5 protein-coding genes and 1 pseudogene are annotated in these 3,336 nt (G+C 63.7%); 4 read left to right on the forward strand and 2 right to left on the reverse strand.

The annotated features are described in order from the left end of the window. A partial coding sequence (locus OC159_RS19675) for a hypothetical protein (RefSeq protein WP_265502932.1) occupies positions 1–483 on the reverse strand: 483 nt, incomplete at its 3' end. Positions 484–648: 165 nt separating this feature from the next. Here OC159_RS19675 and OC159_RS19680 point away from each other — a divergent pair. The 4 genes and pseudogenes from OC159_RS19680 (at position 649) to OC159_RS19695 (ending at position 2,795) form a co-directional block, all read left to right on the forward strand. Then, positions 649–822, forward strand: coding sequence for a hypothetical protein (locus OC159_RS19680; protein WP_265502929.1), 174 nt, complete (start codon positions 649–651; stop codon positions 820–822). Positions 823–920: 98 nt separating this feature from the next. Then, positions 921–2,007: pseudogene (locus OC159_RS19685) on the forward strand (transposase); the annotation flags it as partial. Between the two features lie 39 nt (positions 2,008–2,046). Continuing rightward, entirely contained in the window at positions 2,047–2,448 is a 402-nt protein-coding gene (locus OC159_RS19690; RefSeq protein ID WP_265502931.1) for an NAD(P)-dependent oxidoreductase, read from the forward strand. Further along, positions 2,445–2,795, forward strand: coding sequence for an NAD(P)-dependent oxidoreductase (locus tag OC159_RS19695; protein ID WP_265502930.1), 351 nt, complete (start codon positions 2,445–2,447; stop codon positions 2,793–2,795). The genes OC159_RS19690 and OC159_RS19695 overlap by 4 nt, the downstream gene beginning before the upstream one ends. A gap of 295 nt (positions 2,796–3,090) precedes the next feature. Here the strand turns inward: OC159_RS19695 and OC159_RS19705 are convergent. After that, positions 3,091–3,336 (reverse strand): transposase (locus OC159_RS19705; protein WP_407674163.1); only part of this gene is annotated, 246 nt, incomplete at its 5' end.

The following is a 3,336-nucleotide window of genomic DNA, read 5'->3' on the forward strand; positions in this document are numbered from 1 at the left end:
GGCCCATACCCCGCCAGCACCAATTTCGGCGCCACCTCGGTCGGCACGCTGTCGATCCGCCGCTTCCTGCGCCCGGTCTGCTACCAAAACCTGCCCGAAGCCCTGATGCCGCGAGATCTCGGGCAATAACGCCTCTTGTCCTGATGCTGAACCCTGCCAGCCGCTCTTCTGCGGCTGGAAAAGGGATATCAGCTGCACTGGCTGGACGAGGTATCCGGCCCGGATGCGCCGCTTGCACAGCAAGGACCGGTCATCCGCCGGCAACTGCTGCACCATCGGCACATGACAATTTTTCTTTGCGATATATGGCCCGTCGAAAACCCGCGCGATTACAAACTGCACTTCGCTCGCTACAATCAGCATTCTCAGCCACTTGAAGTCTGGGCGCGGAGCCGAGACGAATGGCGGGGTTGGCAAGAATACAGGCCCGGACGCAACGATTTTAACCGTCCGCTCATCTTCTCGCTCATCCAGTTCTTCCATCAACCCGACACTTGGTTGTTTGGTGGCGTCTTTCGGGTCCTTGCAAGGCACCCCGTTCGTTGCGATGTGGAATCAACGGATCAGGGCGCGGGATTCGCCGGACGGCTATAGCTTCACTCTCCCTATCGCAATCGCACGACCCGACCCCGTATGGGAGCGCACCATGTGGGTTTCACCGTCAGCGAATCTCTGCGTGAAGCCTATGCCGGACTGGCTTTCCCGAGCTTCGACGAGATCGACCTCTCCTTTGAAGAACTTGAGGCGCTGGTGAGGAATGACCGTCCTGATTGGCGGGTTGCAGTGGAGAACGTTAAGGGAGTGTATCTAACAGGCCGCTGAAACAGTCGGCTCTCGAGGCGGTTTGCAGAACATGATCCGTTGCCTGGAGGAAGACGGCGGGGGTCATCATGCGCGGAGCGGACGAATAGAGCCGGTCGCTGTTCAGCTATCGATCTTGAGCGCCGCATTCCCGCGCGGCACCCGTTGCGGAAGATCCGGCAGGTCGTGAATGACGCGCCGGCCAGCCTGGATGCCGAGTTCGAAGGGCTTTGCACCGACTTCGGTCGCCCCTCGATCGCGCCGGAGCGGCTGATCCGGGCCGGCCTGCTCCAGATCCTGTTTCCGGTTCGCTCCGAGCGGCAGCTGATGGAGCAGATGCAGTATAACCTGCTGTTCCGCTGGTCCGTGGGGCTTCATCGATGACCCCGTCTGGGGTGAAGGGCGTCAGCCCTGAACGGGCGAGGCCCCGGGCCGAAGGCCGACCGTGTCCACCAGGAACCGCAGCCGGCTGCCGACGACCGGGATGTCGCGCAAGGTGATGGCGGCGAGCACCACCAGGTCGCGCCGTTCCTGTCGGACGATCATTTCCCGGTCGATGGCACGTTCAAGGCCTGGGCGTCGAAGGGCTTCAAGCTGAAGGCAGAGGGCACGCCGCCCGATGACGAGGGTCACGGCGGCCCGCCCCTAGGGTGATACCCCCGCTGTGAGCCCCGACACGCCAACCGCCGAGACCAGCTCCGAGACTGCTCCAACGACGAGGTCGACTTCAAGGGCGGGAAGCGCTCCAACGCAACCCGTGCCTCCACGACCCGGAGGCACGGCTTTACAGGAACCGCCTGGCGCGGGCGCAATGCCCTGTTTCATGGGGCATGCGCTGGAGAACCGCCAGGGGCTGGTTGTCCAGGGTGACCTGACCCAGGCCGACGGTCATGCCGAACGGAAGGCCGCGCTTGATATGGCGCATCGTCACTCTGGCTCAACCCGGAAGCTGACAAGGCCCATGATGCCGCCGGCGTCGTGGCCGATCTGCGCCGCGGCATTCGGCAGTCGACGGACGCACCACCCGACACCAAGGCTATGCCTTCTCCATCAGGCACCGGAAGCGGAGAGGAGCCCTTCGGCCGCGCCAAGGCCATCGGCGGCATGGCCCAGACCGTTTGCCGCGGTGTCGAATGGCTGAGGTCCCGCTTCATCCTGACAATGGCGGCCAACAACCTGGCCCGGCGGCCTCGGTTGCTGGGGGCGCAATCACCGGACCGGGCATCAGGCACCCATGAGGCACCCATGCCTTCCAGTGCCGAAGACCCCGACCATGATCCTCATCGATCGCCAAGACGGGAAAAACGTCCCGTTCGGCGGATATTTCAACGGCCTGCTAAGGCCGCCGATGCCAGGGTACACGACAGATCATGGGCGAAGGTGGGTGCATTTCCGTTCGGCAGGGAGCATCGCGGCCGCAGACTGGGCATCGTTGGCATCGGGGCCATCGGGCACAAGGTGGCGGAGACGCTCGACCTTGCAGTCGCATACTGGAACCGCAGTCCGAAGGCCTTGCCATGGCGCGCGGTTCCCACCTTGGTCGGACCGGCGTGCGAAAGCGACATGGTGGGGGTTGCCGTGGCGGTGGAGGGGGGCGAGGGGATTAAGGCCCCGGTCCTGCACTTGGGCCCGACGGGCTGCTGGTGAACGCGGCGCGCGGATCTGTGGTCGACGAAGACGCATTGATCGCGGCACCTTCCGGCGGCCGCCTGGGTGGCACCGCACTGCACGTCTTTGCCTCCGAGCCTGATCCAGATCCGCGCCTGACCTCGTGGCCGAACTTTACCCCGTCGCCGCAAGCGTCGGGCACGGTCGAGACCCACGACGCCATGGCTGGCCTGATCTTGGATGACATCGAAGCCACCTTCAACGGTCGGCCTCTGATGAGTGAGGCGCCGTCGAAGTCGGGAACCGAGGCGGCGCAAAACTGGTACGAACGAAGCGACCTCTTTCGTTCCTCGTCATACTGTCAGCAAACTTGCGGTAACGTCTGAGCGACGTAGGCCAGAAGCGTTTGGCGTGCATCCAGCGGATGCCGGATGACGCCATGTCGGCTTCACGCTGTTTCGGCTGCGAGCGGGGCAGACAGCCGGCGAGGCCACCGGCGAAGGCGAGGTCACCCTGGTCATGGTCGCAGGAAAGATGCGGGTCACCGCGGCGGTCGGGACCGGCGTGTTCTTGGCGACAGGACGAATGTCTTCGAGAAGACCCTGCCGCATTGCCTTTACGTCCCGACCTAACAGCACTGACGGGTCCGGGGACTCGAGCTTGAAAAAAGCACCGGTGGGTTCAACCGGTCAGCGCAACGGCTCGTTCGAAGGTATCAGCCGGCGTCTGGAAGCCAAGCGTTGTGCGTGGCCGTGTGTTGAGTCGCAGGGCAACGTGGTCGAGGTCGCTTCGAGTGTGGACGGATCGGTCTGTCCCGTTCGGGACGTATCGGCGAAAGAACCCGTTGGTGTTTTCGTTGCTGCCGCGCTGCCAAGGGCTTTTGGGACTGCAGAAATGGACGCTGACATCCGTCGCGACGGTGAGCTT

Source organism: Paracoccus beibuensis (genome assembly GCF_026162625.1).
GTDB classification, from domain to species: Bacteria; Pseudomonadota; Alphaproteobacteria; order Rhodobacterales; family Rhodobacteraceae; genus Paracoccus; species Paracoccus beibuensis.